Source organism: Escherichia sp. TC-EC600-tetX4, from assembly GCF_019356055.1.
Classification (GTDB): Bacteria; Pseudomonadota; Gammaproteobacteria; order Enterobacterales; family Enterobacteriaceae.
This window is the reverse complement of record NZ_CP079924.1, coordinates 3,909,154-3,935,543: the sequence shown is the minus strand read 5'-3', so window position 1 is coordinate 3,935,543 and position 26,390 is coordinate 3,909,154. Positions and strand designations below refer to the sequence as shown.

25 protein-coding genes and 2 pseudogenes are annotated in these 26,390 nt (G+C 51.4%); 11 read left to right on the top strand and 16 right to left on the bottom strand.

Annotation, left to right across the window (positions count from 1 at the left end; genetic code table 11):
• Positions 1–23: 23 nt before the first annotated feature.
• Both KXD89_RS19115 and fimH read left to right on the top strand, forming a co-directional pair.
• Entirely contained in the window at positions 24–467 is a 444-nt protein-coding gene (locus tag KXD89_RS19115) for a fimbrial protein (protein WP_077897989.1), read from the top strand.
• Between the two features lie 19 nt (positions 468–486).
• Complete coding sequence (gene fimH / locus KXD89_RS19110; RefSeq protein WP_000832243.1) at positions 487–1,389, top strand: type 1 fimbria D-mannose specific adhesin FimH; 903 nt, start codon at positions 487–489, stop codon at positions 1,387–1,389.
• Positions 1,390–1,631: 242 nt separating this feature from the next.
• Here fimH and gntP read toward each other — a convergent pair whose 3' ends face one another.
• Positions 1,632–2,975 (bottom strand): gluconate permease GntP, encoded by a 1,344-nt coding sequence (gene gntP, locus KXD89_RS19105; RefSeq protein WP_000558251.1) that lies wholly within the window; start codon positions 2,973–2,975, stop codon positions 1,632–1,634.
• A gap of 339 nt (positions 2,976–3,314) precedes the next feature.
• On the opposite strand from gntP, the gene uxuA reads away from it, so the two are divergent.
• The 3 genes from uxuA (at position 3,315) to uxuR (ending at position 7,028) form a co-directional block, all read left to right on the top strand.
• On the top strand, positions 3,315–4,499 hold the full coding sequence (uxuA, locus tag KXD89_RS19100) for a mannonate dehydratase (protein WP_000438562.1): 1,185 nt from the start codon (positions 3,315–3,317) through the stop codon (positions 4,497–4,499).
• A gap of 80 nt (positions 4,500–4,579) precedes the next feature.
• On the top strand, positions 4,580–6,040 hold the full coding sequence (locus KXD89_RS19095; RefSeq protein WP_000208176.1) for a fructuronate reductase: 1,461 nt from the start codon (positions 4,580–4,582) through the stop codon (positions 6,038–6,040).
• A gap of 214 nt (positions 6,041–6,254) precedes the next feature.
• Positions 6,255–7,028, top strand: coding sequence for a Uxu operon transcriptional regulator (gene uxuR, locus KXD89_RS19090; RefSeq protein ID WP_000833679.1), 774 nt, complete (start codon positions 6,255–6,257; stop codon positions 7,026–7,028).
• 140 nt (positions 7,029–7,168) lie between these two features.
• Here uxuR and KXD89_RS19085 read toward each other — a convergent pair whose 3' ends face one another.
• Positions 7,169–7,999 carry a YjfZ/YjiC family protein gene (locus KXD89_RS19085; RefSeq protein ID WP_000062552.1) on the bottom strand — a complete coding sequence of 277 codons (831 nt, stop codon included), beginning with the start codon at positions 7,997–7,999 and terminating at the stop codon, positions 7,169–7,171.
• A 333-nt stretch (positions 8,000–8,332) separates the two neighbouring features.
• Between KXD89_RS19085 and ytiD the strand changes: the two genes are divergently transcribed.
• The 3 genes from ytiD (at position 8,333) to iraD (ending at position 9,064) form a co-directional block, all read left to right on the top strand.
• A complete protein-coding gene (gene ytiD / locus KXD89_RS22510; protein WP_001301448.1) occupies positions 8,333–8,476 on the top strand; it encodes a protein YtiD in 144 nt (47 codons plus the stop codon).
• A gap of 115 nt (positions 8,477–8,591) precedes the next feature.
• Positions 8,592–8,675 (top strand): iraD leader peptide IdlP, encoded by an 84-nt coding sequence (gene idlP, locus KXD89_RS19080; RefSeq protein ID WP_122999405.1) that lies wholly within the window; start codon positions 8,592–8,594, stop codon positions 8,673–8,675.
• A complete protein-coding gene (gene iraD / locus KXD89_RS19075; protein ID WP_001309187.1) occupies positions 8,672–9,064 on the top strand; it encodes an anti-adapter protein IraD in 393 nt (130 codons plus the stop codon). Before idlP ends, iraD begins: the two co-directional genes overlap by 4 nt.
• On the opposite strand, the gene hypT is transcribed toward iraD, so the two are convergent.
• The 4 genes from hypT to KXD89_RS19055 form a co-directional block, all read right to left on the bottom strand.
• Positions 9,057–9,968, bottom strand: coding sequence for a hypochlorite stress DNA-binding transcriptional regulator HypT (gene hypT / locus KXD89_RS19070; protein WP_000340740.1), 912 nt, complete (start codon positions 9,966–9,968; stop codon positions 9,057–9,059). The two genes, iraD and hypT, sit on opposite strands and share 8 nt — an antisense overlap.
• A gap of 64 nt (positions 9,969–10,032) precedes the next feature.
• Entirely contained in the window at positions 10,033–11,205 is a 1,173-nt protein-coding gene (gene iadA, locus KXD89_RS19065; RefSeq protein ID WP_000568432.1) for a beta-aspartyl-peptidase, read from the bottom strand.
• Between the two features lie 12 nt (positions 11,206–11,217).
• Complete coding sequence (locus KXD89_RS19060) at positions 11,218–11,679, bottom strand: YjiG family protein (protein WP_000211971.1); 462 nt, start codon at positions 11,677–11,679, stop codon at positions 11,218–11,220.
• Complete coding sequence (locus tag KXD89_RS19055) at positions 11,676–12,359, bottom strand: nucleoside recognition domain-containing protein (RefSeq protein WP_001295597.1); 684 nt, start codon at positions 12,357–12,359, stop codon at positions 11,676–11,678. Before KXD89_RS19055 ends, KXD89_RS19060 begins: the two co-directional genes overlap by 4 nt.
• A 249-nt stretch (positions 12,360–12,608) precedes the next feature.
• Between KXD89_RS19055 and kptA the strand changes: the two genes are divergently transcribed.
• A complete protein-coding gene (gene kptA / locus KXD89_RS19050) occupies positions 12,609–13,163 on the top strand; it encodes an RNA 2'-phosphotransferase (RefSeq protein ID WP_001151855.1) in 555 nt (184 codons plus the stop codon).
• 12 nt (positions 13,164–13,175) lie between these two features.
• Here the strand turns inward: kptA and KXD89_RS19045 are convergent, their stop codons facing one another.
• The 7 genes from KXD89_RS19045 to mdtM form a co-directional block, all read right to left on the bottom strand.
• Entirely contained in the window at positions 13,176–14,354 is a 1,179-nt protein-coding gene (locus tag KXD89_RS19045; protein ID WP_001141220.1) for an MFS transporter, read from the bottom strand.
• 67 nt (positions 14,355–14,421) lie between these two features.
• On the bottom strand, positions 14,422–15,282 hold the full coding sequence (locus tag KXD89_RS19040) for an SdiA-regulated domain-containing protein (RefSeq protein ID WP_001318795.1): 861 nt from the start codon (positions 15,280–15,282) through the stop codon (positions 14,422–14,424).
• A gap of 64 nt (positions 15,283–15,346) precedes the next feature.
• Positions 15,347–15,604 (bottom strand): DUF3343 domain-containing protein, encoded by a 258-nt coding sequence (locus tag KXD89_RS19035; protein ID WP_000657675.1) that lies wholly within the window; start codon positions 15,602–15,604, stop codon positions 15,347–15,349.
• Positions 15,601–16,368, bottom strand: coding sequence for a putative 2-hydroxyacyl-CoA dehydratase activator YjiL (yjiL, locus tag KXD89_RS19030; RefSeq protein ID WP_000331745.1), 768 nt, complete (start codon positions 16,366–16,368; stop codon positions 15,601–15,603). The genes KXD89_RS19035 and yjiL overlap by 4 nt, the downstream gene beginning before the upstream one ends.
• A 9-nt stretch (positions 16,369–16,377) precedes the next feature.
• Positions 16,378–17,529 carry a double-cubane-cluster-containing anaerobic reductase gene (locus KXD89_RS19025; RefSeq protein WP_001300012.1) on the bottom strand — a complete coding sequence of 384 codons (1,152 nt, stop codon included), beginning with the start codon at positions 17,527–17,529 and terminating at the stop codon, positions 16,378–16,380.
• 115 nt (positions 17,530–17,644) lie between these two features.
• Positions 17,645–18,925 carry a DUF445 domain-containing protein gene (locus KXD89_RS19020; RefSeq protein WP_001037419.1) on the bottom strand — a complete coding sequence of 427 codons (1,281 nt, stop codon included), beginning with the start codon at positions 18,923–18,925 and terminating at the stop codon, positions 17,645–17,647.
• Between the two features lie 40 nt (positions 18,926–18,965).
• Positions 18,966–20,198, bottom strand: a complete 1,233-nt coding sequence (mdtM, locus tag KXD89_RS19015; protein WP_001137036.1) for a multidrug efflux MFS transporter MdtM — start codon at positions 20,196–20,198, stop codon at positions 18,966–18,968.
• Positions 20,199–20,676: 478 nt separating this feature from the next.
• Here mdtM and KXD89_RS19010 point away from each other — a divergent pair.
• Together KXD89_RS19010 and KXD89_RS19005 are read left to right on the top strand one after the other, a co-directional pair.
• A pseudogene (locus tag KXD89_RS19010) lies at positions 20,677–21,441 on the top strand (Rpn family recombination-promoting nuclease/putative transposase); the annotation flags it as partial.
• Positions 21,442–21,498: 57 nt separating this feature from the next.
• Positions 21,499–22,196 (top strand): IS1-like element IS1A family transposase gene (locus tag KXD89_RS19005; protein WP_094096600.1). Its coding sequence is split into 2 segments (ribosomal slippage): positions 21,499–21,748 and positions 21,748–22,196, totalling 699 coding nucleotides; the frame shifts between segments, so codons are not numbered across the junction.
• 15 nt (positions 22,197–22,211) lie between these two features.
• On the opposite strand, the pseudogene hpaB reads toward KXD89_RS19005, so the two are convergent.
• From hpaB to hpaX, 3 genes and pseudogenes are all read right to left on the bottom strand, one after another.
• Positions 22,212–23,756: pseudogene (hpaB, locus tag KXD89_RS19000) on the bottom strand (4-hydroxyphenylacetate 3-monooxygenase, oxygenase component); the annotation flags it as partial.
• Positions 23,757–24,006: 250 nt separating this feature from the next.
• Positions 24,007–24,897: a 4-hydroxyphenylacetate catabolism regulatory protein HpaA gene (hpaA, locus tag KXD89_RS18995; RefSeq protein WP_000332891.1), complete on the bottom strand. Its 891-nt coding sequence runs from the start codon at positions 24,895–24,897 to the stop codon at positions 24,007–24,009.
• A 9-nt stretch (positions 24,898–24,906) separates the two neighbouring features.
• Positions 24,907–26,283 carry a 4-hydroxyphenylacetate permease gene (gene hpaX / locus KXD89_RS18990; RefSeq protein WP_001285764.1) on the bottom strand — a complete coding sequence of 459 codons (1,377 nt, stop codon included), beginning with the start codon at positions 26,281–26,283 and terminating at the stop codon, positions 24,907–24,909.
• Between the last annotated feature and the right edge of the window lie 107 nt (positions 26,284–26,390).

Sequence of the window (26,390 nt, the reverse complement as noted above, 5' to 3'; positions counted from 1 at the left end):
TATTGGCGCTCGCAAGTGCGACGATACAGGCAGCCGATGTCACCATCACGGTGAACGGTAAGGTCGTCGCCAAACCGTGTACGGTTTCCACCACCAATGCCACGGTTGATCTCGGCGATCTTTATTCTTTCAGTCTTATGTCTGCCGGGGCGGCATCGGCCTGGCATGATGTTGCGCTTGAGTTGACTAATTGTCCGGTGGGAACGTCGAGGGTCACTGCCAGCTTCAGCGGGGCAGCCGACAGTACCGGATATTATAAAAACCAGGGGACCGCGCAAAACATCCAGTTAGAGCTACAGGATGACAGTGGCAACACATTGAATACTGGCGCAACCAAAACAGTTCAGGTGGATGATTCCTCACAATCAGCGCACTTCCCGTTACAGGTCAGAGCATTGACAGTAAATGGCGGAGCCACTCAGGGAACCATTCAGGCAGTGATTAGCATCACCTATACCTACAGCTGAACCCGAAGAGATGATTGTAATGAAACGAGTTATTACCCTGTTTGCTGTACTGCTGATGGGCTGGTCGGTAAATGCCTGGTCATTCGCCTGTAAAACCGCCAATGGTACCGCTATCCCTATTGGCGGTGGCAGCGCCAATGTTTATGTAAACCTTGCGCCCGTCGTGAATGTGGGGCAAAACCTGGTCGTGGATCTTTCGACGCAAATCTTTTGCCATAACGATTATCCGGAAACCATTACAGACTATGTCACACTGCAACGAGGCTCGGCTTATGGCGGCGTGTTATCTAATTTTTCCGGGACCGTAAAATATAGTGGCAGTAGCTATCCATTTCCTACCACCAGCGAAACGCCGCGCGTTGTTTATAATTCGAGAACGGATAAGCCGTGGCCGGTGGCGCTTTATTTGACGCCTGTGAGCAGTGCGGGCGGGGGGGCGATTAAAGCTGGCTCATTAATTGCCGTGCTTATTTTGCGACAGACCAACAACTATAACAGCGATGATTTCCAGTTTGTGTGGAATATTTACGCCAATAATGATGTGGTGGTGCCTACTGGCGGCTGCGATGTTTCTGCTCGTGATGTCACCGTTACTCTGCCGGACTACCCTGGTTCAGTGCCAATTCCTCTTACCGTTTATTGTGCGAAAAGCCAAAACCTGGGGTATTACCTCTCCGGCACAACCGCAGATGCGGGCAACTCGATTTTCACCAATACCGCGTCGTTTTCACCTGCACAGGGCGTCGGCGTACAGTTGACGCGCAACGGTACGATTATTCCAGCGAATAACACGGTATCGTTAGGAGCAGTAGGGACTTCGGCGGTGAGTCTGGGATTAACGGCAAATTATGCACGTACCGGAGGGCAGGTGACTGCAGGGAATGTGCAATCGATTATTGGCGTGACTTTTGTTTATCAATAAAGAAATCACAGGACATTGCTAATGCTGGTACGCAATATTACCTGAAGCTAAAAACCTGCACGTTAGCCCTTTGTAGGCCAGATAAGACGCGTCAGCGTCGCATCTGGCATAAACAAAGCGCACTTTGCTGGTCTGTTCCCCTCACCCTAACCCTCTCCCCGGAGGGGCGAGGGGACTGTCCGGGCACATTTTTAGACTTTGTCATCAGTCTGAGCCTGCCATTGGCAGGCTCTGGTGTCCTTTTACGCTACCATGCTAATAATCAGCACAATAATCAGCCCAACCACGGAGTTGACCAGCTCCAGCAGACCCCAGGTTTTCAACGTGTCTTTTACTGACAGGTCAAAGTAACCTTTGAACAACCAGAAAGATGCATCGTTAATGTGGGTGAGGGTGTTGGAACCCGCAGCCGTCGCCAGTACCAGCAGCGCCGGATTCACGCCAACCAGCTGACCAGTTGCTGGATCTAGGATTGCAGCACTGATAATCCCGGCGGCGGTCATCGCCGAAACGACACCCTGACCCGTCGCCAGACGAATTAGCACAGTGATCAGCCATGCCATGATGTAGGGCGAGATATTGCCGTGGGACATCAACATGCCGATGGTGTCGCCAATGCCGGTGTCGATGATGGTCTGCTTCAGCACGCCACCCGCACCGATGATCAGAATCACCATTGCAATACTCTTCACCGCGCTTTCAAAAGCGTTCATCACCCACTGCATGTCATGACCACGTGCGGTGCCAAAGAGTACGAATGCAACCACCATCGCAATAAACATTGCAATCGGCGAGGAACCGATAAAGTTAACCACTTCCCAGGCAGGGGTATCTTTTACCAGCCAGATATTGGCGATGGTGGTAGAGATCATAATGATCGCCGGGATCAGCGGCACCAGAATCGAAACGCCGAAAGAGGGCAGATTATTCATATCTACCGGTTGATCTGCTTTCAGGAATGATGGCGTTGGGCGCTCAAGATTGCCGAGGAACTTCGGCAGGATCAGACCTGCGCAGATTACACTTGGGATCGTCACCAGTACGCCATAGATATAAACCATCCCCATATCCGCGCCATAAGCATTCACCAGCGCCACCGGACCCGGCTGCGGTGGGAACAGTGAATGTGCGGTAGTGGCAGCTGCTACTGCCGGGATCGCCAGTTTCAGGAACGGAATTTTAGCTTCGGCGGCAATAACAATAACCAGCGGCGCTAACATGATAAAGGCCACTTCATAGAACATCGCCAGACCAAAAATCAGGCCGATGATAATCACCGACAGCTGTACATAGCGCAGACCGAGACGCGCCAGCAGCGTATGCGCTATCTGGTGAGCCGCGCCGGAGTCGACCATCAATTTACCGATGACCGCACCGAACACCACGATGATAGCCAGTTCCCCCAGCGTGTTGCCGAAGCCCGCTTTCATAGTGTGCAGCAGCGACATCAAATCCATGCCCGCCAGCATCCCGACGGACAGCGCCGCCACCAACAAAGCCACCATTGAATTGATTTTGAACTTCAAATTCAGTACCAGCATCAGACCAATGCCGAATACCACCCAGAGAATGTTAAGCACATGCATAACGTTTTACCTTACCTGGTTGAACCGTTGTTATTTTGGGCGATATGTTATGTAAATTGGTCAACCATTGTTGCGATGAATGTCACATCCTCTGATCAATAACCATCGATTACCCTTTGCTGCAATTTGCAGCAACAACCATGAGAGTGAAATTCTTGTGATGTGGTTAACCAATTTCAGAATTCGGGTTGACATGTCTTACCAAAAGGTAGAACTTATACGCCATCTCATCCGATGCAACGCCACGGCTGCGGTCTGGTTGTTCATCCGGATACCTAAACAACTCCAGGGTTCCGCGTCTCTTTGCTGTGGAACCCACTATGTGAAAGAGGAAAAATCATGGAACAGACCTGGCGCTGGTACGGCCCAAACGATCCGGTTTCTTTAGCTGATGTCCGTCAGGCGGGCGCAACTGGCGTGGTTACCGCGCTGCACCATATCCCGAACGGCGAAGTATGGTCCGTTGAAGAGATCCTCAAACGCAAGGCGATCATTGAAGACGCAGGCCTGGTGTGGTCTGTCGTAGAAAGCGTGCCAATTCACGAAGATATCAAAACCCACACTGGCAACTATGAGCAGTGGATCGCTAACTATCAGCAGACTCTGCGCAACCTGGCGCAGTGTGGCATTCGCACCGTGTGCTACAACTTCATGCCGGTGCTCGACTGGACCCGTACTGACCTCGAATACGTGCTGCCAGACGGCTCCAAAGCTCTGCGCTTCGACCAGATCGAATTCGCTGCATTCGAAATGCATATCCTGAAACGCCCAGGCGCGGAAGCGGATTACACCGAAGAAGAAATTGCTCAGGCAGCTGAACGCTTCGCCACTATGAGCGATGAAGACAAAGCGCGTCTGACCCGTAACATCATTGCTGGTCTTCCGGGCGCGGAAGAAGGCTACACCCTCGACCAGTTCCGTAAACACCTGGAGCTGTACAAAGATATCGACAAAGCGAAGCTGCGCGAAAACTTTGCCGTCTTCCTGAAAGCGATTATTCCAGTTGCTGAAGAAGTCGGCGTGCGTATGGCTGTTCACCCGGACGATCCGCCGCGCCCGATCCTCGGCCTGCCGCGCATTGTTTCCACCATTGAAGATATGCAGTGGATGGTTGATACCGTAAACAGCATGGCAAACGGTTTTACCATGTGCACCGGTTCCTACGGCGTGCGTGCTGACAACGATCTGGTTGATATGATCAAGCAGTTCGGTCCGCGTATTTACTTCACCCATCTGCGCTCCACCATGCGTGAAGATAACCCGAAAACCTTCCACGAAGCGGCGCACCTGAACGGTGACGTTGATATGTACGAAGTGGTGAAAGCGATTGTTGAAGAAGAACACCGTCGTAAAGCGGAAGGCAAAGAAGACCTGATCCCGATGCGTCCGGACCACGGTCATCAGATGCTGGACGACCTGAAGAAGAAAACCAACCCAGGTTACTCCGCAATTGGTCGTCTGAAAGGCCTGGCCGAAGTTCGCGGTGTCGAACTGGCGATCCAGCGCGCTTTCTTTAGCCGTTAATATCCACCGGCATGGCTGCGCGCCGTGCCGGTTCCTTCTTCCTTGCCGTCACTCTTTGAAGACGGATTCTGGAGTTTACGATGACTACTATTGTTGACAGCAATCTGCCGGTTGCCCGCCCGTCATGGGATCATTCTCGTCTGGAATCACGCATTGTGCATCTCGGTTGCGGGGCGTTTCACCGCGCGCACCAGGCGCTGTATACCCATCATCTGCTGGAAAGCACCGACAGCGACTGGGGCATCTGCGAAGTTAACCTGATGCCAGGCAACGACCGCGTGCTGATCGAAAACCTGAAAAAACAGCAACTGCTGTACACCGTAGCGGAAAAAGGCGCAGAGAGCACCGAGCTGAAAATTATCGGTTCGATGAAAGAAGCGCTGCATCCGGAAATCGATGGCTGCGAAGGTATTCTCAACGCGATGGCGCGTCCGCAAACGGCGATTGTCTCTCTAACGGTCACGGAAAAAGGCTACTGCGCTGATGCGGCAAGCGGTCAACTGGATCTCAATAACCCGCTGATCAAGCACGATCTGGAAAACCCGACTGCGCCGAAGTCCGCGATTGGTTACATCGTCGAAGCGTTGCGTCTGCGTCGTGAAAAAGGGTTGAAAGCGTTTACGGTGATGTCCTGCGATAACGTGCGTGAAAACGGTCATGTGGCGAAGGTCGCGGTACTGGGGCTGGCTCAGGCGCGTGACCCGCAGCTGGCGGCATGGATTGAAGAAAATGTCACCTTCCCGTGCACCATGGTTGACCGCATCGTTCCGGCGGCGACGCCAGAAACCATACAGGAAATTGCTGACCAGCTGGGTGTTTACGACCCGTGCGCCATTGCCTGCGAACCGTTCCGTCAGTGGGTGATTGAAGATAACTTCGTTAATGGTCGCCCGGATTGGGATAAAGTGGGCGCACAGTTCGTTGCAGACGTTGTGCCGTTCGAAATGATGAAGCTGCGTATGCTGAACGGCAGCCACTCTTTTCTGGCGTACCTCGGTTACCTCGGCGGCTATGAAACCATTGCCGACACCGTGACTAACCCGGCTTATCGCAAAGCGGCCTTTGCCCTGATGATGCAGGAACAAGCGCCAACGCTGTCGATGCCGGAAGGTACAGACCTGAACGCCTATGCGACGCTGCTGATCGAGCGTTTCAGCAACCCGTCTCTGCGTCACCGTACCTGGCAGATTGCGATGGACGGCAGCCAGAAGTTACCGCAGCGTCTGCTGGACCCGGTGCGTCTGCACCTGCAAAACGGCGGCAGCTGGCGTCACCTGGCGCTGGGCGTGGCTGGCTGGATGCGTTACACCCAGGGCGTGGATGAGCAGGGTAATGCCATTGACGTGGTCGACCCGATGCTGGCGGAGTTCCAGAAGATCAACGCGCAGTATCAGGGCGCAGACCGCGTGAAAGCGCTGCTGGGCCTGAGCGGTATTTTTGCCGATGATCTGCCGCAGAATGCCGACTTTGTTGGCGCAGTGACGGCGGCATATCAGCAGCTGTGCGAACGCGGTGCGCGCGAGTGTGTGGCTGCGCTGTAACTAACTGATTACCCTACAGACTTACTGGTCAATCAAACTGATATTTGGTTGACCAGTTTTCGTTTTTTTGCCCACCTGTACGTGCCAACTTCCAGTGCTAATGGTATAGTTTGAGATTAACGGGGGCCGTAAAATTGCCCGTTGTAGGCCGGATAAGGCGTTCACGCCGCATCCGGCAAAAATTTGATTAACCGCACCTAACGGACACAACACCATGAAATCTGCCACCTCTGCGCAAAGACCTTACCAGGAAGTCGGGGCGATGATCCGCGATCTGATCATAAAGACGCCGTACAATCCTGGCGAACGGCTGCCGCCGGAGCGTGAAATTGCAGAAATGCTTGATGTCACGCGGACGGTGGTACGTGAAGCGCTGATCATGCTGGAGATCAAAGGGCTGGTGGAAGTACGCCGGGGTGCCGGTATCTATGTTCTTGATAACTCAGGCAGCCAGAACACAGACAGTCCGGATGCCAACGTCTGCAACGATGCCGGTCCTTTTGAGCTGTTACAGGCGCGGCAGTTATTGGAGAGCAACATCGCCGAGTTTGCCGCTTTGCAGGCTACCCGCGAAGATATCGTCAAAATGCGTCAGGCATTGCAACTGGAAGAGCGTGAACTGGCTTCCAGTGCGCCGGGCAGCAGCGAAAGCGGTGACATGCAGTTCCATCTCGCTATTGCCGAAGCAACGCATAACAGCATGCTGGTGGAGCTGTTCCGTCAGTCCTGGCAGTGGCGGGAAAACAATCCAATGTGGATCCAGTTGCACAGCCATCTGGATGACAGCCTGTATCGCAAAGAGTGGTTGGGCGATCACAAACAGATCCTCGCCGCGTTAATCAAAAAAGATGCCCGAGCGGCGAAGCTGGCAATGTGGCAGCATCTGGAAAACGTTAAGCAACGTCTGCTGGAATTCTCGAACGTTGACGATATTTATTTTGATGGCTATCTGTTTGATTCATGGCCGCTGGATAAAGTCGACGCCTGACTTATTATAATAAGCGCAAGGGTAAACGTTCCTTGCGCTTTCTTAAATTAAGAAGTCGCAATGAGTATTACTTTGTAAATTGCAGGGTATTGTTTAGCTATCTGTATAACCTGAATGTTAGTACTCATTCTTCCTGGTAGTTATTTACCAATATAATTCCATTCACCATTTTTTAATTCAAACAGTTCTGGAAGAGATGACGGTTGCAGAGTCATACGTTTGAGTGGTGCATTTTCATCACCCGGGATAACTTTATATCCCATTTTTGCATGGATCTCCGCGGTACCGGGATAGGCTTCTATACCAATTATTGGGTCATTACCCAACTCAATATTAGCATTAAGTAATGCGGCAAGGGCGAATCCGGAAGAATTTGCTACCCCTGTTACCGTCATTATCTGATCAATATAGATATCAATCCTTGGCTGCTCATTGGTCCATCTTTTTGCCTGAGAAGCTGGAAGGGTTGAAATATATCCTATCGTGGTTCCGGCATAACCAGGAACATTGCAACCAGGGCCTAATGTTATTTCATGAACTGTATAGTCCTCAACAGGATCGAAAGGGCTCTTCATAAATAAATTTAGCCGTAAACCTTCTGCTAACTCTGTGGTAGCATGCGCCTTTTTACATATGCCACCATATATTTCGTCTAAAGCTGAGGTGATTTTCAAGTTCCGATAGAGCATACGTCCTGTTGTTGTAATACCATCGGATTCTCTGCATGCTCCTGTCACATAATTAAATGGCCAAGGCTCTTTACTAATATCAAGTTTTCTAATTTCGACAACGCTTTTTCCATCGTAATTATGGTTATTGCCACGAGTAAGAGGCGGAAGATAGATGTTTTCCGAATCCATGCGTGCATATTTTAATTTACGTGTAAACTCACTGTCGACTATTGGGTGATGAAGGAAGTGAGCATCTGTAATAATTTGACTCTGAAGGGCATTGCTTAATGGCATAGACATAATAGTTACCTTTTATGAGTATTTCACTGATGTTTAGAAAAATAGATAAATTTTTCTGTAGTAAAAAGAGAAGTAAACAAATGACATGCATGTTTCTGTTGTAGTGATATCAACTCTACACGGTGATATTAAAGGGTAGGAAACACTCTAAAGTATCAAAAAACGCTCATTTAAAATTATTTGCATGCAATTTAAAAGCATATCTTATTACTAATTGGAATTTGATGTTGCTATATTGAGGTCTATATTAATAATGCCTGTGAATGGTATTTTTGATGTATTTGATATGTTATCAATTTATATTATTTACAAACTAATTGTTTCAAATAATACATGGCTGATTATGCGGAAATAAATAATTTCCCACCGGAATTAAGTAGCAGCGGTGACAAGTATTTTCATCTACGTAACTATTCGGAATATTCAGAATATACTAGCGGTTTTTTTTTGAGTTTGATGATTTTTATCAAATCATGACTTTTTTCCTGAAAAGTCAGTAGATATTCATAGGCAAGTAAGGTTTTATACTTTGCTGACAGGATTCAGGCCTGTCTCAGACTGACATGGATGTAATGAACAAAAGGGAATGGCTATGGGAAATGAGCATCAATACAGTGGTGCCCGGTGTTCAGGGCAAGCCGCATATGTTGCTAAACGTCAGGAGTGCGCAAAATGATGCGACAATCACTTCAGGCTGTTTTACCTGAAATTTCAGGCAATAAAACGTCATCGCTGCGTAAATCGGTATGCAGCGATCTCCTCACTCTTTTTAATTCTCCTCATTCGGCATTACCGTCATTACTTGTTTCAGGCATGCCCGAGTGGCAAGTGCATAACCCGAGCGACAAACATCTCCAGAGCTGGTATTGCCGTCAGCTGCGTTCTGCACTGTTATTTCATGAGCCACGGATTGCGGCGTTGCAGGTTAATTTGAAAGAAGCGTACTGCCACACTCTGGCGATCAGCCTTGAGATAATGCTGTACCACGACGATGAACCGCTAACGTTTGATCTGGTCTGGGATAATGGCGGTTGGCGCAGTGCGACGCTGGAGAATGTCAGCTAAGCACAATCTCCAGCTCGCGCAGTTCACGCCAGAAGCGTTCGGCAACGGGATTCATGCGGGTATTCATCCGGTATGCATAGGCCTGAATCGGGATCACCAGTTCGTCCCGATTCAGTACAACGAGCTTCCCGCTGCGAATTTCTTGTTGGATGGCGTACTCCGGCAGCCAGGCAATCCCACAGCCGTCGAGGGCAACCTGCTTTAAAAGCTCGCTCATCGAAGAGACAAAAAAGGTGCTGAAACTTAACTCACTGTGGCGCGTCAGGGTGCGATTAATCAATCGCCCCATGTAGGAGTTGCGGCTGTAATTCAGTAACGGAAAGTGTGGCTGCGCGAGGTTAAAAAGTGCTTCTCCGTGTTCGTCACTGGCGCAGACAGGGAACAATTGAGATTCAAATAAGCGAATGTGGTCAAACGGCGCTTCCAGCAAATCTTCGTCGTGAAAGGAAAAAATACAGTCACTTTGCCCTTCACGCAGTTTATCGACCGCTTCATCGACATCAATAGCTTCAATTGCCCAGGTAAAGAGCGGCGGCATCTGGCTGATAATGGACGGTAACAGCCCGAGGGAAAGAGAGTGTGCAGCGGCTATCTTGATTTTTCGTTGCGCGTAATCGCTGCCGCCACGCAGCTCTGCCAGATTGCTCTCTAACTGTTGCAACAGATGGCGGATCTGCGAATGGAAGATTTTCCCTTGTTCTGAGAGTTGCAGCGGCGTTACCTGGCGGTTAAACAATTCAACACCAATCGCCTGTTCCAGCGCACGGATGCGGCGGCTGAATGCCGGTTGCGAGACGTTGCGACTGACTGCCGCCTGGGAAAAATTGCGGCATTTTTCCAGGGTCAGAAAATCATAAAGCCATTTGGTTTCAATATTATGCAAAATCGCACCACAGTCATCCATTACGTTTTACTCTGTCAGCCGCCCTTGCGGGCATTCTACGTCCATTCGGGCGGCTGACAACCGTTTAAGCCGTTTCAAACGTTCCTTTCACGCAGGCTTTGCCGTCTTTGACCATCAGTTTGCCGCGAGCGTATACCTGCTCAATGCGCAGTTCTGGCGTCATGACCAGCAAGTCAGCATCATTGCCTGGCAGAATTTCGCCTTTCCCGGTCAGGTTAAGGAAACCGGCTACGCTACTGGTGAGCGGGCGCAGGGCATCGCTGATACTGAAATCATAGTCTTTGACCAGCACCTGCACGGTTTCCAGCAACGTTTCAAAACCGGCAACACCGATATGGGTTAAATTCCCTTCGTCATCGAAGAACGGCTGGCTACCGTTGCCGTCGGAGCTGAGGGTGACGCGTGCCAGCGGAATACCCGCCTGAACGGCGCGGGCAATACCTTCGGCAGGGGCGACCGGTTCGTCAATGCTGCTGGTGATATCGATGGTGCCGCCTTTGCGCGCGAACTCCAGCGCCTGCTCAAACAACGGTACGTTGCGGTTAACGTGGGTCGGCAGCAGCTTGCTGATCGGCACATCGCAGTTTTCCAGCAGGTCATAAATAGGCTGTAACGCCTTTTTACTGTCGCCCATGTGGAACACGGTGACGCCAGGTTTACCGCCGAGCAAACCGCCAACGCGGGATTCTGCCGCCATATTGGCCAGGTGATAAACGTCCGGTGCGGCAGAACGGTGATCAGAGATGGCGCATTTCACGCCAATCACACGATCGATAATCGCCACGTCTTTTTCCACGGAACCCGTAATGGTGCGGGAAGGGACATGATAAGCGCCGGTCAGCATCCAGGCGCTGATGCCTTCTTCATTGAGCGCACGGGTCTTGGCGAGCAGGGATTCCGGGTGGCGAGAGATAGAGTCGGTGCCCAGCAGACCAACCACTGACGTGACGCCCGCTTCCGTCAGGCGACTTAGCGCCACTTCCGGCGTGCGCGTCGTGGGACCTGCTTCGCCGCCACCGCCAATCAAATGGACGTGTTGATCAATAAAACCTGGGCAGAGGATCTGCCCACTGAGATCGACAACCGTGCAGTTCGGTACAATGTCAGAAGGGATATTGCTGGCAACGGCGATAATTTTGCCGTTAGCGACGAGGACATCGCAAATTCCCCGATCTTCCGGCGCATACAAATGCGCTCCCTGCAGCAGGGTAAAACCGGCTGCGGTATAATCAATCATGGTAACTCCTTGTTAAACAATAAGCTGCATAACCCAGATCGACAGCAATGCGTTAATCACGCAGACCGTAATGATATGCGGGTAATATTTGGCATTCACTTCGGCTGTCCCCAGGCAGCGACCGACATTTTGCACCGGGTTGCCCATTAAATACATCGCGGGCAGTAAAACGGTGACATCGTGACCGGTTAATGCGCCAGCGGTTGCCAGACTGGCGGCAACACCGACTGCGCCACCCATACTCATTAATGCGGCTAAAAGGACGGTTGCCGCTTCACCGGGTAATCCCCACAGCGCCATTACGGGTTCACAGATATGCCCCACCCAGTCGAGCAGGCCGGTAATTTTCAGCGCCTGAATGATGACAAACGCCATCACCACGTTTGGCAGCAGGTTGGTCGTGGCGATAGTAAAGCCACGGCGCGCGCCATCGATAAACATATCCATGACGTTTTTGCGGACCTGAGTTGTCATGCTTGCGCTCCTTGCGTTGGGTTGCGACGTTCTTCGAAGTTAAGCCAGACGCGCAAAATGTTGGCTCCGACAAATTTAAACACCAGGATGACGGCTAAAGGTACGATTACGGACGTGCCCAGAAAGGCAAACACCGCGACGCCGGAAGAGAAGTAGTTGGTGATGATGGCGCTACCGCTGGTTTGATATGCGGCGAAAATCACTTTATCGCGTTCGGTAATTTCACCTTCCTGCGCCAGCTCTTTGGTCATACCGGCGGCGGCATCGGTGTTTTGCAGGTTAGCGATCAGCGCCAGCGAGCAGATCCCAGGAATGCCCAACAACGGTTTTAGCACAGGTGTCATTAACTGCTGCGCGGCGCGTAATCCACCAAGACCATCGGTAATTGAAATAATCCCCAGAGAGAGAATGACTGACGGTGCCAGCTCCAGCGCAAAGAGAAAGCCATCTTTAGCCCCCGCGCCACCCGCGCCGCGAAATGAGGTGGTGGCTCCGTTCGCACCAGGCAGTTGCCCAAACGATCCGTTCAGAACGGAAAAATCAAAAACGCGCCACCAGCTGTCTGTTCCGGAAAAAACACCGGAAAAAAAGATTATGGTGAGAAAAAAGGCCAGATACCCTTTAATGCCCACTTTTTCTGTCGCCAGCTCCCCGGCTACAGCATCCCCTTGTTGTGTCATAACAATCCCCATTGTTTTTTTGTGTTTGTGTGTTGCTTGAGCCAGGAAAATTCCTGGAACTGAAAAACCTTATCAGCCATGTGGGTATGGGGAAAATGCAAGTATGTTTCTGGCTATGCGTTTTTTGCATAGCGGAAAAATTACGCTGTGTGGAAAAGGCTCTGCGCAGGATTGAGTTGCAGAAAATTCATAAACCAAGTGACAATGACATCAGTAAATAAAAACAGAAAATCCAGGGACGAAAACGAGATGGCAAAGTACAACGAAAAAGAGCTGGCGGATACGAGCAAGTTTTTAAGTTTTGTCCTCCGACACAAACCGGAGGCGATTGGTATCGTACTGGACCGTGAAGGATGGGCGGATATCGATAAGCTCATACTTTGTGCCCAAAAAGCGGGCAAGCGGTTAACCCGTGCATTGCTGGATACTGTGGTTGCCACCAGCGATAAAAAGCGTTTTAGTTATTCCAGTGATGGTAGGTGCATCCGCGCGGTTCAGGGGCATTCGACTTCGCAGGTCGCTATTTCCTTTGCCGAAAAAACACCGCCACAGTTTCTCTACCACGGTACGGCAAGCCGTTTCCTTGACGAGATAAAAAAACAGGGGCTGATTGCAGGTGAGCGTCACTACGTACATCTCTCTGCTGATGAAGCAACGGCACGCAAAGTGGGAGCAAGACACGGATCGCCGGTTATTTTAACCGTCAAAGCACAGGAAATGGCGAAACGAGGCCTCCCTTTCTGGCAAGCGGAAAACGGGGTCTGGCTGACATCAACGGTTGCGGTTGAGTTTCTTGAGTGGTAAGGGAAACTTCCCTCATGAAGTGACCACTTGTAGCTTAAATAATTGCACTGTGCTGATAAGCGCAGCAATAAACAACGCCGCCGCGCCGCAGAGAGTGGCGCTGGCAAGCGCCGATGTTCCATTGCTGAGCATACTGGTCAGCGCCGGGCCGAGGATTTGCCCAATGCCGTAAATGAGCGTCACAAAGCCTAAAAGATTGAGATTTCCCGGTACGCTCAGTTGGCGGGCGATAGTCATCACCAGAGATGTCGTGCCCATAAAGGTACCGCCAAAACCAAGACTGCTGATGATAAGCAAGAGAGGCGAGTCGCTGGCGAGAGTAAGCAGCACACAGATAGCCTGCACCAGCAAATTCGCCGTCAGGCAGGGCAAAGCCCCCCAACGTTTTGCTGCCCATAGCCAGCCAAAGCAACCAGGCACAATTGATAAGCCGACTAACGTCCAGAGATGGGCGGTTAACAATGGTGAGCCTGCATCTTTCGCCATGAGCGGCAGGTAAGTCGCGACGATGATATAACCAAATCCCGCCAGGCCGTACAGAATAGCCAGTAACCACCAGCTCATTATCTGTTGCTCCGTTTTTGCCAATGGCATTGGTGTGATGGCGTGTTTTTTCGAGGGCATTAAAAGCGTAAGTGCAATCAGCATCATGCCAGAAAGCGCCCCGGCGCCTTGCCATAACGTTTGCGAGGAGAGGTCAAAATGCAGGCCTGCCAGAACATATTCATTGCCCAGTGCGATGCCAATGCCAACGCCAGAAAACAAAGCTGCCAGCACAAAAGGATGGCGCGTGTGCTGCATAATCAGCGTCGAACCAAAAATCAGCATACCGGCGCTGGCGACACCCGCCAGGACGCGAATCAATAACACCAGAATAAATGGCGGCAACCATGCCATTGCGAGGATCAACAACCCGCTCGCCAGGGCAGAAGCCAACAGAAATGGGCGCAGGCGCGATGGCTGGTGAAATGCGCCAAAAGAAAATAGCAGACTGCCAGCCAGATACCCCGCATAGTTGCCGCTGGCAATCCACGAGAGCTGGCTAAATGAAAACGATCCTTCCGCCATCATGACGGGCAACATAGGCGTATAAAGGAAGCGGCCTAAACCCATACCTAAGGTCAGAACCAGCATCCCGAAAAGCGCGGTGCTGAAAGAAAAGCGTTCTACGGGATGCGTGGACGAAGGCATGTTTAACCTTGTTTGTCATTTTTGTTGTTAACAAGTTAATAACAAAAAGGTGAAGCATGCCAGCCTGTTAATGCGATGATTGAGGGGTAAAGCGATAAAAACGATTTGGTTCGCTAACGATATAAATATTACCAGAGGCATCCATCGCAACCCCTTCGGCCTGTTTGATGTTATGCGACAAACCTCGACTGCCTTTGGTTAGTGACATTTCACCGATAACCTCGCCAACCAGGGTTACTTCCTGGAGTGCGCGAGATTCATGAGACAGCACCAGAAGCGTATTTTTTTGCTGGTTAAATTCTGCGCCGGACACATCATCTAAAGTAAATTGCCGTTGTAGTGCCTCGTCTTTGCTGATGTGTAATTCATTGCTACTTAACAGCCCGTTAACTTTGTAGACCTCAATCGGATTTTTCTCTTTAAAAAACCAGAAAGTGTGATCCTGGCGAGAATAAGCCAACCCTTCAAAACCGCAATTGGTTGGGGAGTCTTGCAGCGGGATTTTTATTTTTTTGAGGATTTTTACTTCCGAGTTTGGGGTCAGTGAAATCACATAAATGGCGTAATCGCGCTCATCGCTAATGACAAACTGATTATCGCCAATGTATTCGATCGTCTCGAGATCCTTAACAAAATCCAGAGGAATTGTGCGGATAAAATCACCATTGGTGGTCATTTCAACAATGGCGGCAGGTTTGTTGATAGTGCTAAAAAGAGTATTGCTTTGTGCCGACCAGGTCAGCGAAGAGATATTATTCGTTATGCCTGCAATTTCTTTGCCGTCAATGGTGGCGTGGTAATTCTGAAATGATGCTGCATGATTGCTTTTACGGGCGCAAGATTGCACGAAGAAAGTACACACTGCCACAATGGCAAAAAGAATCACAATAACGGAGATGCGTTTACTTAACGAAATACTTTTTGTCACGGTAATCCCTTTAAGGCAAATCAATAAGATATCGAGAAGTATACGTAGCGACCTTAATGAATCCTTAACGCGGAGAAACCCCGTAATGTGCAATGCAGCGCCAGACACCATCCTGCTGGCAATAAATTGACTCAGTCAGCCCAGGGATCACCCATTGTATTTCCTCGCCGGGGGGACAGGTCAGCCAAATGCATAACCCGCAGCCGCCGCGTAAATCACGGGGAATATCGCTGACGCGAAAAGTCATGCCCGCTGCCTGCAACGCTTTGCGGGTTTGTATGACGCCGACCGTGGAGTGAAATAAAAATAAAAACTCTTTCATCGGCGTGTCCTCACTCGTTGACCAATTACCGCCGCGCCAATTGCGCCAGCAAATTGCGCATCAGGATGGGTATTTACCGGCATTCGCAGGTGAGATTCCAGCATCCGGGCAAACTTCTGGCAATGACTAACGCCACCAGTAAACAGAATCGGCGCTTCACAGGAGAGACGAGCAATGAAATTGGCACTCCTCCGCGCCATCGCGTTAATCACTCCGGCGAGAATCGCTTCTGGCGCGACGCCCGCTGAGCGCAGGCTGATCGCTTCTGATTCAGCAAACACTGTGCACATACTCGTGATGGCGTGCGGCGTGACATTTTCGGTAATGCTGTCGAGTTGCTCGACGCTGGTGCCAAGCGTGCGCGAGATCACCTCCAGGAAACGCCCGGTGCCCGCCGCGCATTTGTCATTCATCAGGAAATCGCACAGGTTACCGTCATCATCAAGCTGAATCACTTTGCTGTCCTGACCACCGATGTCGATTACCGCGCGCGTTGCTGGCGCAAGAAACCGTGCGCCCAGCCCGTGACAGGAGATTTCCGTTACCTGTTTATCGGCAAAATCCACCAGTTGCCGCCCGTAGCCGGTGAGCGTCAGAAACGGCGTTGTCTCTAACCCTTCGCGCAGAGTTTCCCAGGCTTCAGTAATTGCTGTTGCCGGGCGAAAGGGGGTTGGAACGAGGAAACGGCGCGTAATCACGCCGTCTGCCAGTAAGATCCCTTTGGTGGCGGTTGAGCCGGAATCAATGCCAATCGAATATGCCACTGCCACTCCTTACAGCATCTCAATAAAGGCCGCGACACGGGTACTGAGCTGCCCGACATCCGAGGTGGAGTAGTCTGTTTCAATAGCGATATAAGGAATGTTGTGCTGCTGGCGCACATGACGTTTAATCGCCAGCGATTCCACCGCGTAGGTATGGCACGCCTGCAAAATCACATCAACTACGCCATCGACCTGATATTCCTCCACCATCTGGCTGAGCATTTTCAGGCGCTGATCGTTCGGCGAAACACAGGAGCAGCCAATCGCCAGATATTTATCCGCCAGCGCGTCGTAGACATCGCCCGTTTCTGCCACGCATTGCTCGGTCGCTTTCGCCCCGGTGCAGTTTTCATAACCGACAACCCAGCCGCCATTCTCTTCAATCGCGCGCACCACTTTTTCTGCTGCGCCGCCAATCGGGCAGCCGGTGATTAAAATGCGCGGACGCGGGTCCAGTCGCTGGCCTTCTTCCCACTGCTGACGAACGCGGGCGGTCATTGCATCCAGTTCATTGATCAACGCCTCTTTATCGAACCGGAAGGTTGCGCCGTAAACCACTTTCAGAATGTCGCTGCCGCTAAGCGCCGGAGGATTTAACTGCCCAAGATGATAAAAATTAGCCAGTGCGCGACGTTCGCGGTTTTTCAGCGCAATGGCATCGCGCAGAGCATCTTCGCTAATCTCGTGCCCAAAACGTTCTTCTACCGTTTTTTGCAAGCGCAGCATCTCGGCTTTCCATAACGCACGCGAGGCATCGTCCTTAACGCTGTTGGGCAATTGCATCACATGAACAGGCTTAAACTCCGCCATGTATTCATACATTTTCTTTTTGCCGTCGCAGGTGGTTTCACCGACCACCAGATCCGAAAAGTAGAAGTAGGGGCATTTATCGGTTTTGCCGAAGCCGTAGCTGCTTTTAATCAGCGGGCAGAGGTTGCGCGGCAGATCTTTCTCCGCTTCTTCAATGGTTTCATCAGAGGTGGAACAGAGCGAAACCACAACCGCACCGGCTGCCATCGGGATCTCTTGCGGCATAAAGGTGCAGTAAGTGCCAACCAGCGGAATGCCGCGCTCCTTGAGATCCATGACGGTGAGAAAGCCTGTCTGGCGAGCTTCAGAGAACTGATCGAAAATGGCGGGTAGATCGGTGACAAGTGACATGATTTTCCTTCCCCGTACCACGGGAGATAATGAAAAGAGGCCACATTATTACCATTCTTTTAGTATGGTTTATTTGATCTCTCTCGCGGTTAGCCACTTAGTTTTTCATGGATTTCTAAAAATTGCCGAGGGGGAACAAGGCCGGGAGCTGCGACAGCAAATATAAAATTAGCCCAATACAACCGCCAACCAGCGTACCGTTGACACGAATAAACTGCAGATCTTTGCCGATATTTAACTCTATTTGCCGCGACATATCCCGCGCATCCCAGCTTTTTACCGTATCGCTGATGTGGCGCGTCAGGAATGCGGAAAACTCAGGCGCGACGCGGTGCGCGGCTTGTTCAAGATGACCATTTAACGACGCCCGCAAGGCATCATCGGCAATTAACGTTTCGCCAAACCATTGACCCGCTCGTGCGATGCGTTCTTTCACACGAGAATCTTCACTGTTGATATCCACTTTCAGCCATTCCCGTAAATCCCCCCACAATTCACTGAGATAGCGATTAAAAGCTTCATCTTCTTTCAGATAGCTTTTTACGGCATCGGCTCGCGCTGCCATTTCCGGATCGTTTTTCAGCTTGTCGATCAGGGCGAAGGTGGCGCGATCAAACGCATGGCGGATCTGATGCGCACGATCGCGACTAATATCATCAAGCAAAGAATTCACCGCGTCAGAAACCAACTCCGCGCTATGTTCGCCCAACCATTCGGTGGGGAGAATTTTGGCTTTCAGTGGATGCTCGCTCTCCAGCCAGCGAACAATTTGCTGGGCGATAAACTTGCGCGATTTATCGCGCTGGAGAAGGGCGATCAACTGTGCGATCAGCGTATCCAGCAGCACCTGATGACGATCGTTTTTGGTCATACTCTCCAGCATCAACGCACTGGTGCCGGAAAGATCGACCTTATCAATCGCCCGATGGACCGCGCGCTTAAGCAGGCGCTGAATACGCGCATCATCGGTAAGTTCGAGAAAACCGCTCATGATCTGCAACAGATGCTGACCAACGCGGCGGGCGTTTTCTGGCTGGCTAAACCAGTTGCCAATCAGCAACGCCGGTTCGTGGCGTCGAATCAATGCCACCAGGGATTGAGTATCAAGAAATTTTTCCTGCACGAACTGGCCGAGATTTTCGCCAATCCGGTCTTTATTACGCGGGATAATCGCCGTATGGCGAGAAATGATCGGAATCGGCACGCGGCGAAACAGCGCCACCACCGCAAACCAGTCCGCCAGCGCGCCGACCATCGCCGCTTCAGCAATCGCCTTCACGCCGCTCACCCAAAAATTGGGCGGCAAAAACAGCGTAACGACAAAGGTAGCAGCGGCGATAAGCAGTAAAGAGAGCGCCAACCTTTTGGCGCGTCTGAGTTCGATGAGTTTATTCATAACGTTAAGAATAGAGCCTGACGGCAGGATCGCGCAAAAATCACTGCTCCTCCACTAGCTCGGCTGCCTGATGCTGGCGCACGCGATTGAGCAATCCCGCCAGGGTGAAAACGACGATAACGCCCGCCACAACGGCTAACAGATGAAACGGCAAGCGACCGCCGTTAAACCATAGCCAGCGGCCGATTTCGACCGAGACCGACATCACCATCAGGATCACCATATTTAGCGATGCGGAGACGGTCCCTTTCGGTAACTTATTGGAAAACAGCGTAAAGCGGAATAAGGTCGGGAAAATCAAACCAATCCCGAAAGCATACAGACTGGTGCCCAGCACCGACCACAGCCAGACGTGCGGCGACAGCAGATTGCCGACAATCAACAGCGAGAGGCCGACCAGTTGAATGGGTACGGCACGCCAGATAAACCGCGGTTCGGTCGGATCTTTAACAAAACGCGCCACGATGGCATTCGCAACAATCACCGCGCCGAACACCGGAACCTGTGTCCAGGCGAACTGCGAAGTTGTTAAGCTGCCTGCATCGATAAGGATCACCGGCGAGACAGCCACCCAGCTCATCATCGGGATATAGCTTAAAGAGATGGTTGCTGCGCCAAAGAGGAACAGCCGATTGCAAAAGACATTACGAAAATCGCGCAAGACGCTTTTGGCGCTAAACGGAACCGCGCCGCGCTTCACCGTCTCTGGCATCGCCAACAGTAAGCCAACAAATGAGATAAAACCCATAACCGCAATGATGGCAAAAAGGACTTTCCAGTGCATAAAGTGCATCAGAGCTGCGCCGGAAAGCGGGCCGATAATCGGCGCAATCAGTACGATGGAGGTGATAATCGCCATCAACTTGATCCCTTTTGTCTGTCCGAACGCCTCCTGCACCGTGACATAACCAACGGTGGCAATAAAACAGATACTGGTGCCCTGAATTGCACGCGCGATAAGAAACTGTGTCATAGACGTTGTGAACATTGTCGCGGCGCAGGCAAGGGTAAAAATTAGCGCCCCGGTAATCAGCACCGGCCTGCGGCCAATTCTGTCGGAAAGCGGCCCCAGCAGCCACTGTAACGCCATACCGCCAGCAAGATAGAGACTGACGGCAGCAGGGGCCAGACTGACATCGGCATTAAAATCACGTACCACATTAATGATCCCAGGCTGGATCAGATCCGTCGACAGATACGCAGCAAAGTCATACAAAATCAACGCCATCGGGAAAAACAGCGTGGCGGCATGGCGGGTAAAAAAACGTGGCATAACAAACAACTCCTTGTCCGGAGAACCCCAACGGGGAAAACGAAATTCAATACCGTCGGTAATGACGAAAGGCAGGTGAGAAGGGCAACGAGACTGCAAATGTACTGAATTTCATGTAATCAACCACACTGCCTGTGAACACACAGACAGAGAAATACTTTCTGACTTCGGGTCAGAATGTATAACGATTACAAATAGTCATCAGCACATTACACCTCTTGAATTGATGGGTTGCATAGAAAATATACACCTTAAGTGTAATTAAAATTTGCGGTTAATCAAAAGAGCGCGGTGGAAAGGGGAATATCTGCCGGGTACAGGACATGTAAAACGCGAGCTTGTTTCCGGAAAAATGTATCGTTTGCAGAAGAATAAAAATAGCCTGGAAAGCGCCTCGGGGAATGGGAAATTGCCGGGTGAGAATGGTTTTGTTAGTCGCTAAAGTCAGGCCATCTTTTTCAACAGGTGATGGATCGCCATGACAAACTTCACGACCAGCACGCCGCATGATGCATTATTTAAAACCTTTCTCACGCACCCTGACACTGCGCGGGATTTTATGGAGATTCACTTACCTAAAGATTTACGTGAACTGTGCGATCTCGATAGCTTAAAACTGGAATCCGCCAGCTTTGTCGATGAAAAATTGCGGGCGCTACACTCCGATATTTTATGGTCGGTAAAGACCCGCGAAGGCGATGGCTATATCTATGTGGTGATTGAACATCAGAGCCGCGAGGACATTCATATGGCCTTTCGCCTGATGCGCTATTCCATGGCGGTGATGCAGCGCCATATAGAGCATGATAAACGCCAGCCGCTACCGTTGGTCATCCCGATGCTATTTTATCACGGTAGCCGTAGTCCTTACCCCTGGTCCCTGTGCTGGCTGGACGAATTTGCCGACCCGACTACCGCACGGAAGCTTTATAACGCCGCGTTCCCGCTGGTGGATGTTACTGTCGTGCCAGACGACGAGATTGTGCAGCATCGCAGAGTCGCCCTGTTGGAGTTGATCCAAAAGCATATTCGCCAGCGCGATCTGATGGGGCTTATCGATCAACTGGTAGTATTACTGGTTACAGAGTGTGCTAATGACAGCCAGATAACTGCGCTGTTAAATTACATTTTACTGACTGGCGATGAAGCGCGTTTTAATGAGTTTATCAGTGAACTTACCCGTCGAATGCCACAACACAGGGAGCGAATAATGACGATTGCAGAGCGAATTCATAATGATGGATAGGTGATGCTGCCAACTTACTGATTTAGTGTATGATGGTGTTTTTGAGGTGCTCCAGTGGCTTCTGTTTCTATCAGCTGTCCCTCCTGTTCAGCTACTGACGGGGTGGTGCGTAACGGCAAAAGCACCGCCGGACATCAGCGCTATCTCTGCTCTCACTGCCGTAAAACATGGCAACTGCAGTTCACTTACACCGCTTCTCAACCCGGTACGCACCAGAAAATCATTGATATGGCCATGAATGGCGTTGGATGCCGGGCAACAGCCCGCATTATGGGCGTTGGCCTCAACACGATTTTACGTCACTTAAAAAACTCAGGCCGCAGTCGGTAACCTCGCGCATACAGCCGGGCAGTGACGTCATCGTCTGCGCGGAAATGGACGAACAGTGGGGCTATGTCGGGGCTAAATCGCGCCAGCGCTGGCTGTTTTACGCGTATGACAGTCTCCGGAAGACGGTTGTTGCGCACGTATTCGGTGAACGCACTATGGCGACGCTGGGGCGTCTTATGAGCCTGCTGTCACCCTTTGACGTGGTGATATGGATGACGGATGGCTGGCCGCTGTATGAATCCCGCCTGAAGGGAAAGCTGCACGTAATCAGCAAGCGATATACGCAGCGAATTGAGCGGCATAACCTGAATCTGAGGCAGCACCTGGCACGGCTGGGACGGAAGTCGCTGTCGTTCTCAAAATCGGTGGAGCTGCATGACAAAGTCATCGGGCATTATCTGAACATAAAACACTATCAATAAGTTGGAGTCATTACCCAGCATGTTGATATCGTCGTTGTTGTGCAGGTGCGGCACAGTCCAGCCGTCCTGGTCGTATTCCGACAGGCAGCGATCAACCATCGCCATCATCTTGTCCATATTGCCGGAGTTTTGTGCCTGGCGCAGACACTGCAGGCGAATCTCATCCTGGCTACCGGAGTAGTTGATTTCATACAGTTCGTGACGACCACCAAATTCGCTGCCAATAGCATCCCACATCAGTTTGAGGATCTTGATGCGCTGGACGTGATCCATACCGTTCGAACCGCGCACATACTTCGCCAGATACTGGTCGATCTGCGGATTATTCAGGTCACGGGCACTGGAAGGGAGATAGATCAGGCCACTGGTAACGTTGCGTTCGATAATGTTTTTGATCTTCGCGTAGGCCATTGGTGCCAGTACGCGATAGGTTTGCAGTGCGGCATGATCCGGTAAATAAGCCCCGTTGACCCACGGCGTTGCTTCTGAACACATCGAGTCACTCAATGCCCAGAAGGTGTTGCGCCACGCTACCACTTCACCGAGATCGGCCTGCACACCACGGAACTCCAGGGTGCCGGTACATTCGAGTGATTTTTTCAGCAGTGCCGTAATGAAGTCTAATTTCACTGCCAGGCGCACACAGGCTTGCAGCGGATACATACGGGCAAAACCGCCTTCCATCGTCCAGCGACGGCAGCGATCAAAATCGCGGTAGATCAGCACGTTTTCCCATGGAATCAGCACGTTATCCATCACCAGAATCGCATCGTTCTCATCGAAGCGGCTGGAGAGCGGGTAGTCGTATGGCGAGCCGGTAGCACCCGCGACCATCTCATAAGAGGCGCGGGAGATTAATTTCACGCCATCGGCATCCATTGGCGCAACGAACATCAGTGCGAAGTCCGGGTTTTCGCCCATCACTTGTGCCGAGCCGAAGCCAATCATGTTGTAGTGAGTCAGCGCCGAGTTGGTGGCAACCACTTTCGCACCGCTGACGATAATCCCGGCGTCAGTCTCTTTTTCCAGCTTGATGTAAACGTCTTTCACTTTATCGGTCGGCAAATGACGATCGATCGGTGGGTTAACAATCGCGTGGTTAAAGTAGAGGCCAGTTTCCTGAATACGGGTGTACCAGTTACGGGCGTTCTGCTCGAACTGACCGTAAAAGCCCGGATTCGCGCCCAGTGCGCAACCGAAAGCGGCTTTGTAGTCTGGGGTACGGCCCATCCAGCCATAGCTCAGGCGTGACCACTCAGCGATGGCGTCGCGTTGCTGGCGCAGGTCGTCGGCACTTTTCGCCACGCGGAAGAATTTATGGGTATAGCCGCCGCTGCCGGTGTCGGTGTTCCAACACAGAGAGTCCTGCATCTCCGGTTTGTGCAGTGCGTCGTACAGCTGGGCAACAGACGCTGCCGCATTACGAAATGCCGGATGAGTGGTGACGTCTTTCACTCGCTCGCCATAGATATAGATCTCGCGACCATCCTGCAGGCTTTTCAGATACTCTTCCCCGGTGAAAGGACGTTGGGTACTGGCGCGGAAATCTTCTGGTTTCATGTCGACCTCTACAGTATTAATCGGAATACGATTGTTAATTTTGTGTGTTGTTTTTGTTATTCAATTGAAGCTTGCAGGGGCGATTACGGGAAGACACTTTTGGGACAATGGCTGGTACTTTTCAGGTCGGGTACGGTTTTGTGATCGAGGTCGCTTTTAGCGATTTTTAACGTTACTAAATCCCCTTGCTCCAGGCGGAGAAAGGGGAATAGCAGGTGGTGCCTGGTTTCCCGTTAAGGCTAAGGGATTTTCACGTCACAGGTACTTTTTTGGCACGATAAGCACTGGGCGAGCAACCGACTAAACGATTAAAAAAGCGCGCAAAATAAGCCGGATCCTTAAAACCGAGTTGCCAGGCAATATTGTTCACGGCGTTATCAGAAAACAGCAGCAGCCGCTTGGCTTCTCGCAGCTGCCTGTCGAAAATCAACCGTTTTGGCGGACGGTTGGCAAAGCGGCGGCAGATGTCCGTGAGGCGGGATTCGGTGATATGCAGTTCGTTAGCGTAATCCGGTACTGTCCAGTGCTGATGAAAATGGCTTTCAATCAGCATATTAAAACGCTGGAACAGTTTTAATTCTCCGCGCATTCCGCTGGCGGCATGATCGTCAAGTTTTGCGTTACGCAGCAGTAGGGTGAACACTGCCTGTGCCAGGAGCGTCAGGGTGTGTTCCCGACCAGGCAGTTGTTCTACCGATTCCCGCTCTATCAGTTGCCAATAGTGTTCCAGCGCCGCCAGTTCGTCGGGTTTATCTGCCAGTGACAGGCAAATCCCCGGCAGGCCGAAGGTTTCCCGAGTGCCTGGATAAAGAACTTCCAGCAGGGGCCAGATCAGATCTTCCCGTACCGTCAACACATGACCGTCGGCGTCAGACTCCGTAATAAACGCATGAGGTACTGACGGCGGCGTCAGGACAAACAGGGGCGCTTCCACCGAGTAGCGATGATCGTCAAGCTGTAGCTCAATCTGTCCGCTATTGAGGAAATGCATCTGAAAGTACTGTTCGTGGCGATGTGGCAGCATATGGCGGCCAAAAAAGGCCGCCATACGGGCGAACGACTGATAATGCACATCGTCCGTGCCCAGGCTTTCATCGTACTCTTTGCTGATATCAATATTGGCAATCTGACGGTCACACATCGTCGTTCCTTACGGGGTCGCTCGCGGACGGGAGGACTGCATTGGAATTGCCCAGATAATCCCTGCACCAATCACCAGCAGCGCGGCAACAAACCACAATCCACTGTTAAAGCTGCCGGTCAGATCTTTCAACCAGCCGATCATAAACGGACTTAATGCTGAACCAATGTTGCCAGTGGCGTTGATCACCGCAATACCGATCGCTCGTGCCCGCAGGCTGATGGACTGATCCGGTGTTGTCCAGAAAATCGCCATTGCGCTGAATGATCCGGTCGAAGCCATAATGATCCCCAGCATCTGGATCATGTTGTGATCAGTTGCCGAAGCCAGTAACCAACCAGCGGCAGCGAACAAATAAGGAAGGGCGGTGTGATGCCTTCGTTCCTGGCGGCGATCTGAGTGACGGCTCCAGTAGATCATCCCGAGAATGGTACAAATCTGCGGTACGGCGGCCAGCAGGCCGATGGTGATATTACTGCTGCCCTGATTAAAGCTTTGCAGGATCTGCGGTGTCCAGATGCTGATCGCACTAAGTGTGTTGGTCAGGCAGAAATACGCCAGGGTATACATCATCACCACCGGAGTGAAGATCTCCCGCCACATGCTGCGTTGTTGCATGGCATGGTGGCTGATGGCTCCCTCTGGCTGAACCAGCGTCAGACGATCGTTATCCATCATCTCTTGCAGGCATTTTTTGTCTTCTTTCGTCAGCCACTTAGCTTTGTCCGGTGAGTCATCAAGCCAGAACCACACCATGACGCCGAGTAATACCGACGGGAAGCCTTCCAGCAAAAACAGCCACTGCCAGCCTTTTAATGCCATTACGCCATCCAGCGACAAAATGTAGCCGGAAACGATCGATCCCAACGCTGTCGTTACCGGCATTGCCACCATAAACAAGGCGTTGGCACGGGCGCGGAAGTAGGCCGGAAACCAGAAGGTTAAATAGAGCAGAATGCCAGGCAGAAAGCCGGCTTCGGTAATGCCAACCAGTATACGCAGTACGTATAAGCTGGTGGGGCCAGTGGCAAACATGGTAGCAGTAGAGGCGATGCCCCAGAGCACCATGATGGTGGCGATCCAGCGCCGTGCACCGACAATACTCAGCATAATGTTGCTGGGAATGCCGAAGATGACATAAGCGGCGTAGAACAGGGTGGTAGCGAGGCCAAACATGGTGGCGCTCAGACCGAGGTCGCGTCCCATCGTGAGTCCGGCAAAGCCGATGTTGATGCGATCAAGGAACGAGAAGATAAACAGCACGAACAGAAAGACGATCAGGCGGCGAAATAGCTTCTTAATAACCGCCTGTTGTCCGGCAGTCAGCGCTTTATGCTGATTCGCCGGATCGATACTCTCCGGTATGGCAGGTGAGGTGTCGCTCATTTTTCTTCCTCTAATGGGATTTTTGTAGGGTACGACAAGGTTTATGGCGGATGCGGCGTAAACGCCTTATCCGGCCTACGGTTTGGTGCGAGTGTAGGCCGGATAAG